The sequence below is a fragment of the Lishizhenia sp. genome, from assembly GCF_033720595.1.
Lineage (GTDB): Bacteria > Bacteroidota > Bacteroidia > Flavobacteriales_D > Crocinitomicaceae > Lishizhenia.
The window spans coordinates 1-20,138 of sequence record NZ_JAWWCF010000031.1 but is presented as its reverse complement, the minus strand read 5'-3'; the positions used below and the strand labels follow the sequence as shown (position 1 = coordinate 20,138).

Annotated in this window: 15 protein-coding genes and 2 pseudogenes; 11 read left to right on the top strand and 6 right to left on the bottom strand. The window is 36.8% G+C overall.

Translation table 11 applies throughout. The annotated features are described in order from the left end of the window. The 4 genes from R3333_RS03840 to fahA all read left to right on the top strand — a co-directional run. Positions 1-593: C40 family peptidase (locus R3333_RS03840; protein ID WP_318957344.1), on the top strand; the 593-nt coding region annotated here is incomplete at its 5' end. Positions 594-651: 58 nt separating this feature from the next. After that, on the top strand, positions 652-1,569 hold the full coding sequence (locus R3333_RS03835; protein WP_318957342.1) for an NAD-dependent epimerase/dehydratase family protein: 918 nt from the start codon (positions 652-654) through the stop codon (positions 1,567-1,569). Positions 1,570-1,572: 3 nt separating this feature from the next. After that, positions 1,573-2,844, top strand: coding sequence for a serine hydroxymethyltransferase (gene glyA, locus R3333_RS03830; RefSeq protein WP_318957340.1), 1,272 nt, complete (start codon positions 1,573-1,575; stop codon positions 2,842-2,844). 9 nt (positions 2,845-2,853) lie between these two features. Next, positions 2,854-4,125, top strand: a complete 1,272-nt coding sequence (gene fahA, locus R3333_RS03825) for a fumarylacetoacetase (protein ID WP_318957338.1) — start codon at positions 2,854-2,856, stop codon at positions 4,123-4,125. Between the two features lie 78 nt (positions 4,126-4,203). On the opposite strand, the gene R3333_RS03820 is transcribed toward fahA, so the two are convergent. Both R3333_RS03820 and R3333_RS03815 read right to left on the bottom strand, forming a co-directional pair. Next, on the bottom strand, positions 4,204-4,836 hold the full coding sequence (locus R3333_RS03820) for a nitroreductase family protein (protein WP_318957336.1): 633 nt from the start codon (positions 4,834-4,836) through the stop codon (positions 4,204-4,206). 72 nt (positions 4,837-4,908) lie between these two features. Then, the gene (locus R3333_RS03815) at positions 4,909-5,508 is read right to left on the bottom strand and encodes a Crp/Fnr family transcriptional regulator (protein WP_318957334.1); all 600 of its coding nucleotides are present in this window, start codon (positions 5,506-5,508) and stop codon (positions 4,909-4,911) included. Between the two features lie 250 nt (positions 5,509-5,758). Between R3333_RS03815 and R3333_RS03810 the strand changes: the two genes are divergently transcribed. The 3 genes from R3333_RS03810 to R3333_RS03800 all read left to right on the top strand — a co-directional run bounded on the left by R3333_RS03810 (position 5,759) and on the right by R3333_RS03800 (position 9,841). Next, a complete protein-coding gene (locus R3333_RS03810) occupies positions 5,759-7,993 on the top strand; it encodes a RelA/SpoT family protein (RefSeq protein ID WP_318957331.1) in 2,235 nt (744 codons plus the stop codon). A 72-nt stretch (positions 7,994-8,065) separates the two neighbouring features. Then, a complete protein-coding gene (gene fsa / locus R3333_RS03805; protein ID WP_318957329.1) occupies positions 8,066-8,722 on the top strand; it encodes a fructose-6-phosphate aldolase in 657 nt (218 codons plus the stop codon). A 42-nt stretch (positions 8,723-8,764) separates the two neighbouring features. After that, positions 8,765-9,841 (top strand): hypothetical protein, encoded by a 1,077-nt coding sequence (locus R3333_RS03800; RefSeq protein WP_318957327.1) that lies wholly within the window; start codon positions 8,765-8,767, stop codon positions 9,839-9,841. A gap of 45 nt (positions 9,842-9,886) precedes the next feature. Here R3333_RS03800 and R3333_RS03795 read toward each other — a convergent pair whose 3' ends face one another. The 4 genes and pseudogenes from R3333_RS03795 to gyrA all read right to left on the bottom strand — a co-directional run bounded on the left by R3333_RS03795 (position 9,887) and on the right by gyrA (position 14,722). Then, entirely contained in the window at positions 9,887-10,165 is a 279-nt protein-coding gene (locus R3333_RS03795; protein WP_318957326.1) for a DUF3817 domain-containing protein, read from the bottom strand. 1 nt (position 10,166) lies between these two features. Next, positions 10,167-10,931, bottom strand: coding sequence for an MBL fold metallo-hydrolase (locus R3333_RS03790; RefSeq protein ID WP_318957324.1), 765 nt, complete (start codon positions 10,929-10,931; stop codon positions 10,167-10,169). 116 nt (positions 10,932-11,047) lie between these two features. Further along, positions 11,048-12,172: a tetratricopeptide repeat protein gene (locus R3333_RS03785; RefSeq protein WP_318957322.1), complete on the bottom strand. Its 1,125-nt coding sequence runs from the start codon at positions 12,170-12,172 to the stop codon at positions 11,048-11,050. A gap of 13 nt (positions 12,173-12,185) precedes the next feature. Continuing rightward, positions 12,186-14,722 (bottom strand): annotated as a pseudogene (gene gyrA, locus R3333_RS03780) (DNA gyrase subunit A). 231 nt (positions 14,723-14,953) lie between these two features. Here gyrA and R3333_RS03775 point away from each other — a divergent pair. The 4 genes and pseudogenes from R3333_RS03775 to R3333_RS03760 all read left to right on the top strand — a co-directional run. Beyond that, positions 14,954-17,482 carry an ATP-dependent Clp protease ATP-binding subunit gene (locus tag R3333_RS03775; RefSeq protein WP_318957321.1) on the top strand — a complete coding sequence of 843 codons (2,529 nt, stop codon included), beginning with the start codon at positions 14,954-14,956 and terminating at the stop codon, positions 17,480-17,482. Between the two features lie 52 nt (positions 17,483-17,534). Beyond that, on the top strand, positions 17,535-18,401 hold the full coding sequence (locus tag R3333_RS03770) for a hypothetical protein (RefSeq protein ID WP_318957320.1): 867 nt from the start codon (positions 17,535-17,537) through the stop codon (positions 18,399-18,401). A gap of 35 nt (positions 18,402-18,436) precedes the next feature. Continuing rightward, the gene (locus tag R3333_RS03765; RefSeq protein WP_318957319.1) at positions 18,437-19,858 is read left to right on the top strand and encodes a CCA tRNA nucleotidyltransferase; all 1,422 of its coding nucleotides are present in this window, start codon (positions 18,437-18,439) and stop codon (positions 19,856-19,858) included. 32 nt (positions 19,859-19,890) lie between these two features. Beyond that, positions 19,891-20,138 (top strand): annotated as a pseudogene (locus R3333_RS03760) (hypothetical protein); the annotation flags it as partial.

Here is a 20,138-nt window from a genome sequence, read left to right as displayed (position 1 = left end):
TAGATTTCAAACAAATCTTTACCATTAGTGATCTCGCCAAACAAAAAATTTTACAAGAAGGGAAAAGACAAAAAAGTGCACTTCTTACGTACAATACACCCATTGGTCCTATTCAAACTTTAAAAGGTTCCATGCTCAATGAAAGTCTTCAAAACTTTGAGGTAGATCAATACAGTTTTGAGAAAATCACCCAAAACAACGGTCCTTCTACCCATCAAAGTATTGGTGATGTTGCTATGGAGTTCTTAAATGCTCCTTATTTATGGGGTGGCAGAACGCAATTTGGAATTGATTGTTCCGGATTCACCCAAGCGGTTCTAAGAGAGTTTGGAATAGAATTACTCAGAGACGCTAGTATGCAAGTAACGCAAGGTACTGCTGTCGAATTTGATGAATTACAAGTGGGAGACCTCGCATTCTTTTCAAACAGCAAGGATAAAGTAACTCATGTAGGAATTGTTCTAGAAGAAAACAAAATTATTCACGCAAGCGGTAGAGTGAAAATTGAAAGTCTCAATGAAGAAGGTATCTACTCCCAAGAATTAAATAAACAGACACATCGCTTAACACACTTGAGAAGATATTTAATTTAAGTACTTTTGCAAAAAGTAAAACTTAGGTTCAAATTTCTTTCTCGGGAAATACAACACTATGAAAATATTAATAACAGGAGGCGCAGGATTTATTGGTAGTAATCTTTGTAAAAGATTAGTAAACGATGGTCATGACGTTACTGTACTCGATAATTTACTGAGAGGAAATAAAATAGACCCTGAAATATTCAAAAAGATACACTTTATTAAAGGAGATGTCAGAAACTACTCCATCGTAAATACGGCCTCAAAAGGTGTAGATATCATCTATCATTTTGCAGCTGTGCTAGGTGTAGACGTAGTGGCAGACAATCCTGTAGAGACAATGGATGTTGAAGTAATAGGTACACGAAACGTTGTTGCTGCAGCCCAGGAGAACAATATCAAGAAAATATTGTATGCTTCTACTTCAGGAATATACGGACATTCAGCCATTGAAAATGCATTGTCTGAAGAGATACTCGTAGACCCTAGAACTTCCTATGCCATGGCTAAAAGGTACAATGAAATTTACCTGGCCTCTCATCATGACGAAAAGGGCTTAGAAGCTGTTTCGTTAAGATTTTTCAATGTTTATGGGGATAACCAAGACAACAGAATGGTGATCCCTCGTTTCTTTGAACAAGCTCAAAAAGGTGAACAAATTACCGTTTACGGAAATGGTGAGCAAACCAGAGACTTCACTTATATAGATGATACCATAGAAGCTTGTGTTCGCCTAATGGATACGAAAGGTTATCATATTGTGAATATTGCCAATGAGGAAGAATGGAACATTAAAACGCTGGCAGAAAATATTTTAGAGATTACAGGGTCAAATTCTAAGATTGCCTATATAGATGCTCCTAGAAAACGTTACGACTATGAAGTTGAACGTAGAGTAGGAAGCTCTAAAAAATTAAAAGAACTCGTGAATTACAAACCCACTACTCCACTTTTAGATGGGTTAAAAATGATATATAAAAAAAACAATTAAGAAATGGTGAAGGACACTGAAATATTTGGACTCATTGAAGACGAAAGAGCTCGTCAGACAAATGGTATAGAACTTATCGCTTCTGAAAACTATGTAAGTGATGAAGTACTTAAAGCAATGGGATCTATCCTTACAAACAAGTATGCAGAAGGATTACCTGAAAAGCGTTACTACGGAGGATGTGAGGTTGTTGATAAAGTTGAACAACTTGCCATTGATAGATTGTGTAAATTATTTGGTGCTACATGGGCCAACGTACAGCCACACTCTGGTGCACAAGCCAATGCCGCTGTAATGTTAGCATGTTTGCAACCTGGAGATAAAATATTAGGATTTGACCTCTCACACGGTGGTCACCTTACACACGGTTCTCCAGTAAACTTCTCAGGTAAATTTTATGAACCTCACTTCTATGGTGTAAAAGAAGAAACTGGAACCATTGATTACGAAACTTTAGAAGAAAAAGCTCGCGCTGAAAAGCCAAAACTAATCATCTGTGGAGCTTCTGCATACTCAAGAGATTGGGATTATGCAAGAATTAGAAAGGTTGCCGATGAAGTTGGAGCTTTGGTGTTAGCAGATATTTCTCACCCAGCTGGATTAATCGCAGCAGGATTATTAACAGACCCATTAGAGCACTGCCATATCGTTACCTCAACTACGCACAAAACTTTACGTGGACCAAGAGGTGGTATCATTATGATGCGTAAGAACTTTGATAACCCATTTGGAATTAAATGGAAAAATGGAAACCCACGTTCTATGGCAAGCTTGTTAGATGCAGCTGTTTTCCCTGGAACACAAGGTGGTCCATTAGAGCATGTTATCGCTGCAAAAGCAGTTGCTTTCGGTGAAGCATTATCAGACGATTACAAAGCATACGCTCAACAAGTAATTAAGAACGCCTCTGTTATGGCTGACGAACTTGTTAAAAGAGGATATAAAATCATTTCAGGTGGTACAGACAACCACTCTATGTTAATTGATTTAAGAGCGAAAAACATTACAGGAAAAGATGCTGAAATCGCTTTAGGTAAAGCTGAGATTACTGTAAATAAAAATATGGTTCCTTTTGATACAGAATCACCATTCGTTACCTCTGGTATCCGCGTGGGAACTTCTGCTATTACAACAAGAGGAATGAAAGAAGATAGTATAGCTACAATAGTTGAATACTTAGATGAAGCTATTTGCAATGCTACTGATGATGAAAAATTAGCACTAATTAAAACAAAGGTACATTCATTAATGAGTGGATTACCATTATTTCAATAGTATATACATATGATACAAGCAAACAATCCTTCGTTAAAATCATGGGTAGAAGTTCCTGCAGGATCTGACTTCCCTATCCAAAACATTCCTTTTGGAGTTTTTAAAACAGGAAACTTAACGCCACGTGTAGGTACGCGTATCGGTGATTTTGTTTTGGATTTAAAAACACTTTATGTTTTAGGTTATTTGGATAATTTGCCATTCGACTTAGAAGATTTTGATACAGACAGCTTAAACCCAATGATGAAAAAAGGGAAAGCTGCAACAAGAGATTTAAGAAATAGAATTTCTAAATTATTAGCTACAGATCACAACGATCTTTCAGGAAACGAGCACCATGTTGGTCAAGTTTTAATTGAAGCAGATGCAGTAGAAATGTTAATGCCTGTGCAAGTAGGTGATTATACTGACTTCTACTCTTCTAGAGATCACGCAACGAATGTAGGTACAATGTTTAGAGACCCTAACAATGCATTATTGCCAAACTGGTTGTGGATTCCTGTTGGATACCACGGTCGTTCTAGCTCTATCATTGTTTCAGGAGAAAGCATACACCGTCCAAAAGGACAAATTAGACCAGATAAAGATGCAGATCCTATCTACGCTCCATGTAGATTGTTAGATTTCGAATTAGAAATGGCATTTGTAACTTTCGACGGGAAACCATTAGGAGACTCTATTTCAACTGCAGAAGCTGAAGATTACATCTTTGGTATGTGTCTATTCAATGACTGGTCTGCACGTGATATCCAAACTTGGGAGTACGTTCCATTAGGACCATTCTTGGCGAAGAACTTTGCTTCTTCAATTTCACCTTGGATTGTTACTATGGATGCATTGGAGCCTTTCAAATTAGATGGTCCAAAGCAAGATCCAAAAGTACTTTCTTACTTGGAATATGAAGGACAACACCATTACGACATCAACTTAGAGGTAGCTATTACTCCTGAGAACGGTGAAGAAACTGTGATATGTAATTCTAACTACAAGCACATGTACTGGAACATGGCGCAGCAGTTAGCGCACCATACAGTAAATGGATGTAACATTAACTGTGGAGATATGATGGCTTCAGGAACGATTTCTGGACCAGAAGAAAACTCTTACGGTTCTATGTTAGAATTATCTTGGAGAGGAACAAAACCAATTCCAATGAAAGATGGTTCTGAGCGTAAATTCATCCAAGACAACGATACAGTTACCATGAGAGGTACTTGTATGAATGGAGATGTTAAAATCGGATTTGGAGAAGTTGCTACTAAAGTACTTCCTGCAAAATAATCCATTAATAGAATAAAAAAATCCCCGATGTGTTTGCATCGGGGATTTTTTGTTGAACAATTATTTATTCAACGCGGTTTAGTCAACTTTAATCAATAAGTCTTCTTTGCTCTTTCTTACTTTAGGAAGGTTTACCAACCAATCGTTTTCTTCATCTCTGTATCCTAAGGGTAACATTACACAACTCTTTAATCCTTTGGCTTCTAATCCTAAAATTTCATCTACAGCTGCTGTATCAAACCCTTCCATTGGTGTTGCATCTACTCCTTCAAAGGCCGCTGCTGCAATAGCTTGAGAAAACGCGATGTATGCTTGTCTTGCAGCGTGCTCAAAATTCTCCTGTGCAGGACGAGGAACATATGAAGACAATAACTGTTGTCTGTAATTTTCCCATCCTTCATTTTTAAATCCTCTTACTTCATTGGTTAAATCAAACATGTAATTGATTCGATCTGCTGTATATGTATCCCATGCAGCAAACACCAATAAATGAGAACAATCAGAAACAACAGATTGGTTCCAAGCTACCGCTTTGATTTTATCCTTGACCTCTTGGTTGGTTACAACAACAACTTCAAAAGGCTGCAATCCACTAGAAGTTGGTGCCAATGAAATAGCTTCGATAATATTATCTACTTTTTCTTGTGAAATTTGATTTCCATTCATTGCCTTTGCGGCATATCTCCAATTTAATTTTTCAATTAATTCCATGTCTCTTTGATTATTTGACACAAAGATCGTGGCAAGGAAGAATTAAAAAATTGACCTATGATAAGAAATGGTCTAAGGCTTGTCTTTACGTGACATTTCTCTTCGAATTCTACTCAAACTCTCTGAGGTTATTCCTAAATAAGATGCGATATGGTAATTCTTTACTTCTCTCTCAATATCCGGGTAAGAAGCTAGAAAGTTTATATATCTCTCCCTAGCGGTTTTAGATAGGTTTTGCATTATCCTCCTTTGAAAAGAAGCAAAAGCTCTTTGTAATTTCATCCTATGAAATCGTTCCACTGGTCGAATCTTATCACAGGTTTCTTCCAAATCATGCATGCTTAATGAAAAAAGTGTAGTGTCTTTTAATGCCTCAATATTCATCATGGCAGGTTCTTTTTTCAGCAATGCATTATAATCGGATGTCCACCAATCATCTACAGCAAATTGAAAGGTATGTTCCTTTCCCTGATCATCAATAAAATAAGTTCGCATACACCCTTCATAGAGGTAGTAAGTGTGCTCTACTCTACTACCAGCTCGTAATAAATGATCTCCCTTTTTTAATTCTATACGTTCGAATTTAGAGGCCAAGTATTTAAGCTCGTCCTCTGAAACATTTAATACGCCAAAAACCTGTTGTACTTCACCAAGTGATATTCCCTTATTCATCCCTTCAAAAATAAACGAAAGCAAGAAGCTTTGCATCTTCCAGATAACATTTCTCTATTTCAAGACACTGACCTATTCTAATCCAAAGATATTCAATGAAATATACAACAACTTCTTTCCCAGCTATTGACCAGCCATCACTTCCTGACAAGTATGTTGGAAAAAAAATCATGGAAAGCCTTTATTTTAATGGGTTTTAGATTCCACATGTTTAACATTCTTACTATTTTAGGTATATAATTTGACAAGTATGGCTGAGGACGCTGGGAATATAGATTTAGAAAAGGAAAGAAAAGATATACTCAATGCATTTAGGGGCTTATTGCGCACCTTTAAGCAAGGAACTAAGGAAGAAAACAAGATGATACGCAAAGCTTTTGATGTTGCTGTAGAAGCACACAAAGACATGCGTAGAAAATCGGGTGAACCTTATATTTTTCACCCCATTGCCGTAGCAAGAATTTGTTCGGAAGAAATGGGACTCGGGGCTACTGCCATTGCGTGTGCCTTGTTACATGATACAGTAGAAGATACCCACATTAGTCTAGAGGATATTGAAGAATTGTTTGGAGGAACGGCTCGAAAAATCATTGATGGTTTAACAAAAATTCCTGAAGTATTTGACGAAAACGTTTCTATACAAGCCGAGAACTTCAGAAAAATGGTGTTGACCATTTCTGATGACCTTAGGGTTGTTCTTATCAAATTGGCAGACAGACTCCACAACATGCGTACTTTAGAAAGTATGCGTCCGGATAAGCAGTTGAAAATTGCATCTGAAACCAATTTCTTATACTCCCCTCTAGCCCACAGGTTAGGATTGTACTCTATCAAAAGTGAATTGGAGGATTTAGGTTTGAAATACATGAATCCCCCCATTTACAATGAAATCCAATCTAAACTAAAATCGAGTAAGGAAGCCCGAAATCGATTTATCCGCCGATTCATGCAACCGATTAAAGAAAGTTTAACCAAAGAAGGTTATGACTTTGAAATCAAAGCGCGTACAAAGTCTATTTCTTCCATTTGGAGGAAAATGCAGAATAAGGGTATTCCCTTCGAGGAGGTATACGATCTTTTTGCCGTTAGAATCATCCTAAACACTCCAGAAGAGTTAGAAAAACCGGATGCTTGGAGAGTTTATTCTATCGTTACAGATTATTATCAACCCAATCCAGATCGTTTAAGAGACTGGATTTCTACACCTCGTGCCAATGGATATGAATCCTTGCACACTACGGTGATGTCGCCCCAAGGGAGGTGGATAGAAGTTCAGATACGTTCTAAACGTATGGATGAAATTGCTGAAAAAGGTTTAGCGGCACACTACAATTATAAAGAGTCAAAAAACGGAGACACGAAATTTGACAGATGGATAGCTGAAATTAGAGACTTGATTGAAAATCCATCAACGAATGCCATGGACTTCATCAACGACTTTAAGCTCAATCTTTTCAGTGAAGAAATTTATGTGTTTACTCCAAAAGGGGAATTACGCGTATTACCCAATGGTGCAACGATATTAGATTTTGCTTTTGACATTCACACCCAGGTTGGTTTAACTTGTATAGGTGCTAAAGTGAATAATAAACTTGTTCCTTTAAGTCATCAATTGAAAAGTGGTAATCAGATAGAAATTATTACTTCTACCAAGCAAAAGCCTAATGATGAATGGTTAAAATATGTAGTCACAGCCCGAGCTAAGCAAAAGATTAAAAATGCTTTAAACGACGAGCGTAAAGAAATTGCTGCCAATGGTAAAGAGATTCTAGAACGTAAACTGAAGAATTACAACATTAAATTTACGAGTGAAAATGTAACCACTTTAGAGCGTTTCTTTAAAGTACCAGGTGCCACTGAACTTTACATTAAAATTGCTAAAGGTAAAATAGACCTTCCTAAAGTGAAGGAAATACCGCAAGAGGGCGGAATATTTAAATCAGACAAAAAACGACCTAAAAAAGGAATAAAATCTGAGGCTCCTAAACCCAAACCAGCATTAAACCCGAAAGAGACCATTGTTATCGGAAATAATAATGTAGACCTCGATTACAAATATGCCAAATGTTGTAACCCTCTACCGGGAGATTCAATTTTTGCCTTTAATTCGATAAGTGAAGGTTTAAAAATTCACCGTACCAATTGTCCCAATGCAGAAAACATGATGAGTAAAATGGCTTATCGCTGTATCCCTGCCACATGGGAATTGGATGATGTAAAAGAGCATATAGGTAAACTAAGACTAATTGGTATTGACGATTTAGGATTGGTGAATAAAATTACCGACATCATTTCTCATCAGCACAGTGTGAACATGAAATCTATCTCCTTCTCTTCTCATGATGGTGTATTTGAAGGATGGGTTGAAGTGTATGTAAACGATTTACAACACTTAGAATCTTTGATTCAAAAATTCGAAATTGTGGAAGGTGTTAAACGTGTAGAGCGCTGGGATGAAGCTGAAATAGAAAGAATTACTGAATAAGAGTAACAATGTTTTAACCTAAAAGAAAATGTATTTTCAATTAAAGGTTTTAACTTTCTAAAAAAGATACATATGAAATTTTTTATAGATACAGCCAATTTAGCAGACATCAAAGAAGCTTATAACCTAGGTATTTTAGATGGTGTTACCACAAATCCATCCTTGATGGCAAAAGAAGGAATTACCGGACAAGAAAACATCCTCAATCATTACAAAGAAATTTGTGATACGGTAGAAGGTGATGTTTCTGCTGAAGTAATTGCTACAGATTTTGAGGGAATGGTGAAGGAAGGTAAAGAATTGGCCTCTTTACATAAAAATATCGTTGTAAAAATCCCTATGACCACAGAAGGGATAAAAGCCATTAAGCATTTTTCAAATAAAGGAATTAGAACCAATTGTACACTTATTTTTTCTGCAGGTCAAGCATTATTGGCAGCAAAAGCAGGTGCTACCTATATCTCTCCATTTTTAGGAAGATTAGATGATATCTCTCACAATGGTCTTGATTTGGTTGAACAAATTCGCGGAATTTACGACAACTATCTATTTGATACAGAAATATTGGCGGCATCCGTTCGCCACCCTATGCATATAATTAAATGTGCAGAGTTAGGCGCTGATGTTGTTACAGCTCCATTAAAATCAATTTTAGCATTGGCTAAGCACCCTCTTACCGATGCTGGTTTAGCACAGTTTTTAGCGGATCACGCCAAAGGAAATCAATAACATTAACAGGCACTCCATTTTCAATAGAGTGCCTTATTTTTTATGCAAACATATCCTCAATTTCATTTAACTTTTCTTTTTGCGATACTGCTTACTACGCATAGTGCGTGGGGACAAGGAAATGTTAACAAAATAGACCTTTTAGACTTTCTGGTTTTAACCCCTGGTGCAACTTCAGTGTATCAAAATCAAAACAACTTCAGTGGAGAATCCTACTTGGACACGCTGGAATTAAGGAGTATACATGTAAGAGAAGCTTGTTACTATTACTACGTACAGAACACCCCTCCCATGTTCTTTGTAAATGAAAATTTCATCAAAGGGGCTTTCCGCATTTCATCAGATAGTGTTTTTTATTTCCCTGTGAACACAGAAGCTGAAATCTTGGGTAGTACTGCTAACGAATACTTTTTATTTCCACGTTTTATCGATACGCACGATGTTTATTCAAGTAAAAACATTTTTCAGCAAAGCGTTAAGTATCAATTCTTCATTCCTGCCGAAGGAGATAGTAGTTTTAACACCAAAATATTGGGCTTAAACATTAAAACAGAGAACTTTTTAGGCATGCAATCTGACACAGTACTACTTTCCAAAGGAAAAGGGATGGTACTTTATACACTGGAAGGAAAGTCACCTAAAACATTACATAAAACATTTCTAAACGAAAAAATCTCTTCTAAAACAGGTGAACTCTACATCAATAGTTTTGGAGATTCTTTGTTCGAAGGAGAACTTCCAAGGAGTTACGCCTACCAAAGTGACTTTTCAACGGCTACTTACAATAGAAAAAGAAGATTAATTAGAGAAGATTTCTTTGGAACCACTGGAGACCAAGGTATAAAATACATTACCTACACGTATGATAAAAAAGGTAAACTAATTGCAGAACGGCTCTACTATACCGGAAATTATGATCCTGACGCGGAACTTACAGGTGTATGGATAAATGAATATTACTACAATGAAAAAGGTCAGTTAATAGAGAGTAGGCACAAACGAGATGAAGTAGATGAAAGTTACTATGCCATAGAAAGCTATATTCCAGAAGGAGGAATAACTGCGGACGATAAGCGTTTTAGTAAAAGACATTCCTTACATCAAATAAAGAACAAATAAAAAGGGAAATGTCAATACACCTCCCTTTTTACTTGCGCTATGCGCTTACATTTTCTTTAAGTACTTAGCATCTAAATAGAAGGTTCCAAAAGGAATAAGAGAAGCTACAAAAACAATTATCCCAAATTGAAACTTCCATTTCTTAGTGTACAAGAAGTAAAGAAGGAAGAAAATATAGGCCATGAATAAAAAACCATGTGCAAAACCTACAATTTTGTTGGGCCAGAAAATATCCATTCCATATTTAATAGCCATGGTAACCAATAATAAGACCCAGCTTATTCCCTCTAAGATGGCTACTTGTCTAAAATTTTTTAAATTCATTCTATATATTTATTTCTAATCCATCATATGCCACAAAAACATTTTCGGGCAATTCTTTTTCAATTTCCTCTTGTGTTCCAAACATATGACTGATATGTGTGAGATATGCTTTTTTGGGCTTTACCTTTTCAATCAATGCAAGAGCTTCATCCTTTGTAAAATGAGAGATATGCTCTTCCCTTCTCAACGCATTTACAATTAAAACCTCACTTCCTTTAAGCTTTTCTATTTCTTCGTCAGCAATAGTTTTTGCATCCGTAACATAGCTGAAGTTTCGAATACGAAAACCGAATACGGGCATTTTGTAGTGCAATACGTGTATGGGAGTTATTTCTTCTCCACAGGGTAAGTTGAACACCTTGTTCTCTATGGTATTTAGATTAACTTTTGGAATTCCGGGATAAGTATTGCCTCCAAAAATATAGTGAAACTCTCTTCGCAATGCTTCTTGAACTTGTGTGCTTGCAAATACCTCCATGTCTCTTCTTTCCTTAAAATTGAAAGCCCTGACATCATCCATTCCGGCAACATGATCTTTATGCTCATGGGTAAAGATTAATCCGCGTAAGGATTGAACCTTTTCTCGTAACATTTGCTGCCTAAAATCAGGTCCAGAATCAATCACGTAATTTTCTCCATTTACTGAAAACATCACAGAGGTACGCAAGCGATCATCCTTAGGATCTTCGCTAGTACAAACGTGACAATCACATGCAATTACAGGTACTCCTTGTGAAGTTCCGCTACCTAATACAACAACTTTCATATTTGAAAAATTTCGTTCATAAATGTAAGGGTCATTTTATTAATACACGAATGAAAATCACAAAAAAAGGGAGATAAACATCTCCCTTTACATTTCAATTTTATGTTAGACACATTTTATAGTGCTTCCATTCTCTTTTTGTAAGACAATGCCTTTTCAGTATCTCCAGCTTGTCTACTTGCTTGCATCAAAATCCTTAAGATCTGCGCGTTTTCACCCGTAGCTTCTAAGTAAATTTCGAAAGGAGTAATGGCTTTCGTATACATTGCTTTGTACGCTTTTTCCGCCTCTTCCATTCTTGGGTCATCGATATCCATGTTACCGTATTCTCTTTGCAACATTTTAGCTTTCTCCAAATACGAGGCTCCTAAAATGTAGTTATAATCTGCATTTTGAGAATCTAAAGCAATAGCTTTTTCCAGTACGTTAATTGCATCATCCATACGGTTAGCATTGTACATGATAGATCCGTAACTGTAGAACAATTCAGCATTATCACTTTTATATTTCAATACTTTATTAAAGTAATCGTTTGCCTTATCGTAATCTTTACCCGCAATTGCAATATCAACCGCTGCTAAAGTTAACCCTACACTCTCTGGTGCAAAAGAAATAGCTTCATCAACCGTTTGGTATGCCGCAATAGTATCTCCTTGTTTAACCAATGTATCTACTGCATTTTGTGCAGCTACAATTGCGAACTCCTTGAATTGTGGATCAACTGAATTTACACCTTCACTAAATTCGTGTCCAGTTTTGAATACCATGTATGCACCTTGGAATTGCTTAGCTTCAAATGCAGCACCACCTAAGCGCATCAATTCAGCCTTTTGCTCCTCAACATAAGCTTCTGCACCTCTAACTGTTTTACCTTTAGACTCCGGTGAAGTAATTGCAAAATTTAAAGCTTTCAAGGCTTTATCAGATACTTCGTCATTGATCATCGCCATCATTGTAGTATCACCAGTCATCCCTGCTACTTGCATGATTTCAGAGTAAATCATTCCGTAGTACCAGTTGGCTTTACCATCTTGTTTTGTGTCAGCGTGAACAATCGCTTCGTCTATATACTTCTTAGCAGCTAAAAGAGAAGTCTTTGCTTCATTTACTTTACCTGTCTGTATAGCACTGTTATAATCTCTATATTCTAAGGCCGCGTTTACTACATTACTATTTTGCGCAATAGCTCCTGTAGTTAACACTAAACTTGTACCTAGAACTAAATTCTTAAAAATGTTCATTTTCCGTTTATTTTTATTCTTCTTCCTGTGAAGTAGCATTTTCCGTACCACCTTCAGTTAATTCCTCATTTTGCTCTTCGTCTTCGTCTCCTTTCGGAACTTTAGCAACGGCTGCAATTTCGCCATTTTTCTTTAAAGTTATCATACGAACACCTTGAGCTGTTCTACCCATTACACGAATTGTACTTAAATCGAAACGAATGGTAATTCCAGACTTTGTAATGATCATTAAATCATCCTCATCTGTAACGTTCTTAATGGCAATTAAAGAACCAGTTTTCTCAGTAACTGACATCGTCTTAACTCCAACTCCACCTCTATTTGTAATTCTGTAGGTTGGTTCTCCTGTTTCAGGATCATTAAGGTACGAACGTTTTCCGTAACCATTTTCAGACACTACTAAAATGGTGTTCGTTGTGTCGTTTTCAACACAAATCATTCCTACAACTTCGTCGTCTTCTGATTTGAACTTAACTCCTTTAACACCGATAGAATTTCTACCTACTGTACGCACAGTAGACTCGTTGAAACGAATTGCGTAACCAGACTTTTTAGCCATGATGATTTCATTCTGACCATTCGTTAATTTCGCTTCTAATAATTCATCTCCTTCGTTGATGTTAATGGCATTAATACCATTTGTTCTTGGACGAGAGTAAGCCTCTAAGCTCGTCTTCTTAATGATACCTTTCTTAGTACACATTACAATAAAGTTAGAGTTTACGTATTCTTCGTCTTTCAAGTCATTTACACAGATGTAAGCTTTAATTCTATCATCTGTTTCAATGTTGATCAAGTTCTGGATAGCTCTACCTTTCGAAGTTTTGTTTCCTTCTGGAATTTCGAATACACGCATCCAGAAACATTTTCCTTTTTCGGTAAAGATTAATAAGTAATTATGGTTGGTTGCAACAAATATCTCTTCCAAGAAGTCTTTATCTCTGGTATTAGAACCTTTAGATCCCATACCACCTCTCTTCTGAACTTTGTACTCCGTTAAATTTGTACGCTTGATGTATCCAGCGTGAGAAATCGTAACTACTACTTCTTCATCTGGAATTAAATCTTCAATTCTCATCTCTGTTGCAGAGTATTCAATTGTAGATCTTCTTTCGTCTCCGTACTTATCTCTAACGTAAATTAACTCTTCTTTAATGATGTCCATTCTTCTAGACTCATTCGCCAAAATGTCTTTTAAGTCTGTAATCAACGCCATTAAATCGTTGTATTCAGCTCTTAATTTATCTTGCTCCAGTCCTGTTAACTGACGCAATCTCATTTCAACAATCGCTCTTGCTTGTAATTCAGAAAGATCAAAACGACCCATCAATTTCTCACGTGCCTCGTCTGGACTCTTAGAACCTCTGATCAATGCAATTACTTCATCAATGTTGTCAGAAGCAATAATTAATCCTTCTAAGATATGTGCTCTATCTTCAGCTTTCTTAAGATCGAACTTTGTTCTTCTTACGATTACTTCATGTCTAAAATCAACGAAATGAGCAATTAATTCTTTAACATTTAACTGCTTCGGTCTTCCGTCAACCAAACAAATGTTATTCACTGAGAATGAACTCTGTAGCGCTGTAAACTTATACAATTTGTTTAACACTACATTTGCCAATGCATCACGTTTAATTTCATAAACGATACGCATTCCGTTTCTATCGGATTCATCTCTAATATCAGAGATACCTTCTATCTTTTTCTCGTTTACTAAATCAGCAGTTTTCTTAATCATGTCTGCCTTATTTACTAAATAAGGAATCTCAGTAACAATGATTTGTTCTCTGTCTGACTTGGTAACTTCGATTTCAGCTTTACCTCTAAGTACAACTCTACCTCTACCTGTAGTTAACGCTTGTTTAACTCCTTCGTATCCGTAAATAATACCTCCAGTTGGGAAATCAGGTGCTTTAACGTATTGGATTAAGTCCTCTACATCTATATCTCTGTTTTCTACGTAAGCAATAGCTCCATCCACAACCTCTGTTAAGTTATGAGGTGCCATGTTCGTAGCCATACCTACGGCAATACCTGAAGCTCCATTCACTAAAGTTGAGGAATCTTTGTTGGTAATACAGTAGGCTCTTTTAAACTCTCATCAAAGTTAGGTGCAAAATCAACTGTGTCTTTTTCAAGATCAGCCAACATATCTTCTGCTACCTTCTGTAACCTTGCCTCAGTATAACGCATGGCTGCCGGACTATCACCATCCACAGAACCAAAGTTACCCTGCCCATCCACTAATGGATAACGCAAAGACCATGGCTGTGCCATACGCACCATTGTATCATATACAGAACTGTCTCCGTGTGGGTGATATTTACCCAATACTTCTCCAACAATTCTTGCTGACTTTTTATATGCTTTGTTCGAGTAAACTCCTAAATCTTGCATACCGTATAAAACACGTCTATGCACAGGCTTAAAACCATCACGCACATCGGGCAATGCTCTAGAAACGATTACCGACATTGAATAATCAATGTATGCGGATTTCATTTCATCCTCAATATTTATCTGAATTATTCTTTCACCATCTGCCATGTTGTCACAATTTATTTAATGTTTGACACCCATTAGGGTTCAACGTTACGAAGTTTCGAAAATAAGTATAAAATCTAGAGTTTTAAAGTAAGAGAAGTCATTTTACTAACAAATTTCTGTGAAAAATTGTGGACAACTTAAACAGTTTTGGTTTGTTTTCGTTTTATATTTGGTAAATGGACTAATTATTGATTTTAGTCTATCGAAATAAACAAACACAGAACTCAATATATGGAAGCAAAATTTTCACCCCGAGTAAAAGATGTGATCAACTTTAGTAGAGAGGAAGCTTTACGCTTAGGTAACGACTACATAGGGGTTGAGCATTTATTACTGGGATTAATTAGAGAAGGCGAAGGTCTTGGAATAAGAGCTTTAAAAGAGTTCAACCTAGACCTCAAACAAATAAGATTAGAAATTGAGTCATACTTAACACGATCTTCAAAAAGTAACATCAACCTGACAAATATACCTTTAGTGAAGCAAGCTGAAAAAGTTTTAAAGGTTACATATTTAGAAGCGAAGTTGTTTAAAAGTCCGGTTATTGGTACAGAGCACTTGCTCTTATCTATACTTAAAGACGAGAATAACGTTGCATGTAGAACATTGAACAAGTATGGCGTTATATACGACAACATAAAAGACGAAATAGAAGCTATGCTAGAAGATGAACAACTCCCTAAAGCTGAATTTCCGGGTACTGCTGATGAAGGTGGAGACACTGGATTTACAGGAGGTGGTGGAGCCCGTAAGCCTGGAGAAGGTAAAAGCAAAACACCAGTACTCGACAATTTTGGTAGAGATTTAACAAAATTGGCTGAAAGCGGTAAGCTAGATCCAATTGTTGGTAGAGAGAAAGAAATAGAACGTGTTTCTCAAATTCTTTCAAGACGTAAGAAAAATAATCCTATTCTTATCGGTGAACCAGGTGTTGGTAAAAGTGCCATCGCAGAAGGTTTAGCTTTAAGAATTGTTCAACGTAAAGTTTCTAGAGTATTATTCTCAAAAAGAATCATCTCGTTAGACCTTGCTAGTTTAGTTGCGGGTACAAAATACAGAGGTCAGTTCGAAGAAAGAATGAAAGCTGTAATGGCTGAAATTGAAAAGAACCCAGACATCATTTTATTCATTGATGAAATCCACACGATAGTTGGAGCTGGAGGAGCGAGCGGATCTTTAGATGCATCTAACATGTTTAAACCAGCGTTAGCGCGTGGTGAAATGCAAGCTATCGGTGCAACTACACTAGATGAATACAGACAACACATTGAAAAAGATGGTGCCTTAGAAAGAAGGTTCCAAAAGGTTATTATTGAACCAACGGATATTGAAGAAACGGTTCAGATTTTAAATAACATCAAAGAAAGGTACGAAGATCACCACTCCGTTACCTACACAGACGAGGCTATTATGGCCTGTGTGAAGTTAACAGATAGATATGTTTCGGATAGACACTTGCCGGATAAGGCCATTGATGCTTTAGACGAAGTTGGATCTCGTGTTCACCTTACCAACATTAACGTTCCTAAAGTAATCGTGGATATAGAAGCGAAAATAGAGGAAGTTAAAGAGAAGAAAAACGAAGTAATTAAATCTCAACAGTACGAAAAAGCTGCTGAATTGAGAGATGATGAGCGTAAACTTCAGGAGCAATTAGAGTTGGAGAAAAACAAATGGGAAGAGGAAACGAAAACACATAGAGTAACAGTAACTGAAGAACATGTTGCAGAAGTAGTTTCTATGATGACGGGGATTCCTGTTCAACGTGTTGCTGAAAAAGAAAGTGGTAAGTTGGCTAAGATGGCGGAGACCATGAAAGGTCAAGTTATCGGACAAGACGAAGCTGTTGACAAGGTAGTAAAAGCTATCCAGAGAAACAGAGCTGGATTGAAGGATCCAAACAAACCGATAGGTTCATTCTTCTTCTTAGGGCCAACAGGTGTAGGTAAAACACAATTGGCAAAAGTATTAGCTAAGAACGTATTCGACACAGAGGATGCTTTAATCCGTGTGGATATGTCTGAATACATGGAGAAATTCTCTATCTCTCGTTTAGTTGGAGCACCTCCGGGATACGTTGGTTACGAAGAAGGTGGACAGTTGACAGAACGCGTAAGACGTAAGCCCTACTCTATCATCCTTTTAGATGAGATTGAAAAGGCACACCCTGACGTATTTAACCTCTTACTGCAAGCCTTAGATGATGGTCACATGACAGATGGTTTAGGAAGAAAAATAGACTTCAAAAACACCATTTTAATTATGACTTCTAACATCGGAGCTCGACAATTACAAGATTTCGGTACAGGTGTAGGATTTGGAACAAAATCTAAAGAGGCTTCGAAAGAAGAAGATCAAAAAATTGTGATTCAAAACGCATTGCGTAAAGCCTTCTCTCCAGAATTCTTAAATAGAATTGATGACATGATTTTGTTCAAGTCTTTAGACAGAGAAAGCATACACAAGATTATCGACTTGGAGTTAGACAAGTTATATGGTAGATTAAACAATTTAGGATACCAAATCGAAATGACGAAAGAAGCCAAAGACTTTATCGTAGACAAAGGATACGACGAGAAATTTGGTGCACGTCCATTAAAGAGAGCTATCCAAAAATACGTAGAAGATCCATTAGCTGAGGAAATTATCAACGCTCACCTACAAGAGGGTGACACAATTAAAGTGAAAGCGAATAAAGATAATTCAGCATTAGAGATTGAAATTGAAAAAGGAACCAAAGAAACCGATTCGGCGAAATAGTTTCTACAACACTATAGGGGGATAACACTATCCCCCTTTTTTATGCTTAAAAATGAAATTCTACATCACCTTTTTGCTTTTTAGCATTAGTTTCATGAGCACTGCAGCAGGTGTAGTCTATGAACACCTCCCCCTTCACCTCATTAACAATCTACAAACTCAAGTAGACAGTATTTACTTAGCTTCTCCAGAAAAGGAAAAGATAATTAAAGACTTGTATGAACAAAAAATCATCAATCATTTCCTTGAAGATGAAGAACGCAAGAACTTTCCGAAGTATTACGATTTATATGCCAAGTACTGGCATTTGGTAGACTTAAATCAGGACGGAAAACCTGAATTACTTTTCCAAGGAAAGTACGAGTTCACTGATGACAGAGCGTATACAGAAATTTATACAAAAGAAGTTGAAAATTATCAATTGAATTACGTTGAAATTGGAGCTTTAATCGGATTTAAAATCAATCCTTTCTCTAATGAAATCGTATTATTCACCCACGAATACCCTTGTTGTGAAAGCTATACACACAACCTAACACAACTTCGGTTTATAGGAGGGGAAATCAAAGCGAAAAAGAAATTTTTCATTGCCCGGGATAAAGGGGATATGAAAGGGAAATTCTTTCCAGACAGCCTTAGTTTTAAGTCCACTTATGAATTCACAACAACTGTAACCACTATTTACTGGTCAGACTCCCCTATTCTAACAGATGCATTTACTGGTGGTTTTCGCAGGTTAGAAAATAACATCATTTGTCGCTTCCCTAAAAACACAAGCTACAAACCATTAGCAGAGACAGAAACCGCCCTTTATGTTTTAATTACAGGGAATCCAAAGGTGGAAACAGGACTCCCCATTAACCCTTCTAACCTAGAAATGCTGCCGATTTATGGATGGATACAAAAGAATACCCCATAAATTGTAGAACTCTCCTTATATTTGCAAGCTCGAAAATGAAAACAAATTACGCAGAATATTTAAAGCACCCCGTTTTTAAGGTTGCCAAAGAAATTGTTACAAAGAACAACCAAGAAGCTTATGTAATTGGAGGATTTGTACGCGATTTAATCCTAGAACGTCCTTCCAAAGATATAGACATCGTTGTTGTGGGGAACGGACTAGATTTGGCCAAAGAAATTGGAGAGAAATTACGTGTTAAAAAAGTGTCTTTTTTCAAGAACTTTGGTACGGCACAATTTCGCTATAAAGATTTAGAAGTTGAATTTGTAGGTGCGCGAAAAGAATCTTACAATAGAGACAGTAGAAAACCTATTGTTGAAGATGGTAGTTTGAGTGACGATCAAAATAGACGTGACTTCACCATTAACGCATTGGCACTTTCTTTACATGAAGACAATTTTGGTGACATTATTGACCCTTTCAACGGATTGGAAGATTTGGAAAAGGGAATTATTCGTACACCTCTAGAACCTGGACAAACCTACAGTGATGACCCCTTGCGTATGATGCGTGCTATTCGTTTTGCAACACAGCTAGATTTCACGATAGAAAAAGAAAGTTTAGAAGCGATTAAAAACAATGCCGAGCGCTTAGACATCATCTCTGGCGAACGCATTATCGATGAATTAAATAAAATCATTTTAGCGCCTATTCCTTCTCGTGGGTTTAAACTGTTAAATGCAACACGTTTATTGGAACGTTTCTTTCCTGAACTTATCAAGTTAAAGGGGGTAGAAACTAGAGATGGAAAATCCCACAAAGACAACTTTTACCATACTTTAGAAGTGCTTGACAATATTAGTGAGAACACTGATAATCTATGGTTAAGATGGTCTGCAATTATGCACGACATTGCCAAAGCTCCAACCAAGCGTTTTGACAAGCGTGTAGGATGGACCTTTCATGGTCATGAAGAAATTGGTGCACGTATGACACCTAAAATCTTCAGAAGATTAAAACTTCCATTAGATGCAAAAATGAAATACGTTCAAAAAATGGTACGTCTTCACCTCCGCCCTATTGCTTTGGTGAAAGGAGACGTAACCGATTCTGCAGTACGTAGATTGTTGAACGATGCCGGAGACGACATGGAGGATTTGATGACACTTTGTAATGCAGACATCACCTCTAAGAATGAATTTAAAGTAAAGAAATACAAACGCAATTTCGAGCTGGTAACAGAAAAGTTAAAAGCTGTTGAAGAAAAAGATAAGGTGAGAAATTTCCAACCTCCAGTAAGCGGAGAGTTGATTATGGAAACCTTTGGAATAGGACCTTGCCAAGAAATTGGTACCATAAAATCAGAAATCAAAGAAGCCATCCTTGACGGAAAAATCCCTAATGAATATGACGCAGCCTACCAAATGATGCTTTCTATCGGAAGTACACTTGGTTTAGCCGTTAAAAACAATTAAATTTAATACGTAGCAATACAAATCACATATTTATGTCTGCACTAAAATTCCGTGTTTTACTTGATTCTGAAACGAAAGAAGAAGTATTTAGAGATATACTCATTCACGACGAGGCAAACTTTGAAACCTTTTACTCAACGATTTTAAAAGCGTTTAATTTCAATGGAGGCCAAATGGCGTCTTTTTACAGCAGTAATGAGGAATGGGATAAGGGGCAAGAAATAGGTTTAATGGATATGAGTTTTGGTGATGAAAATGATGCAGATGCACCATTGGTTAT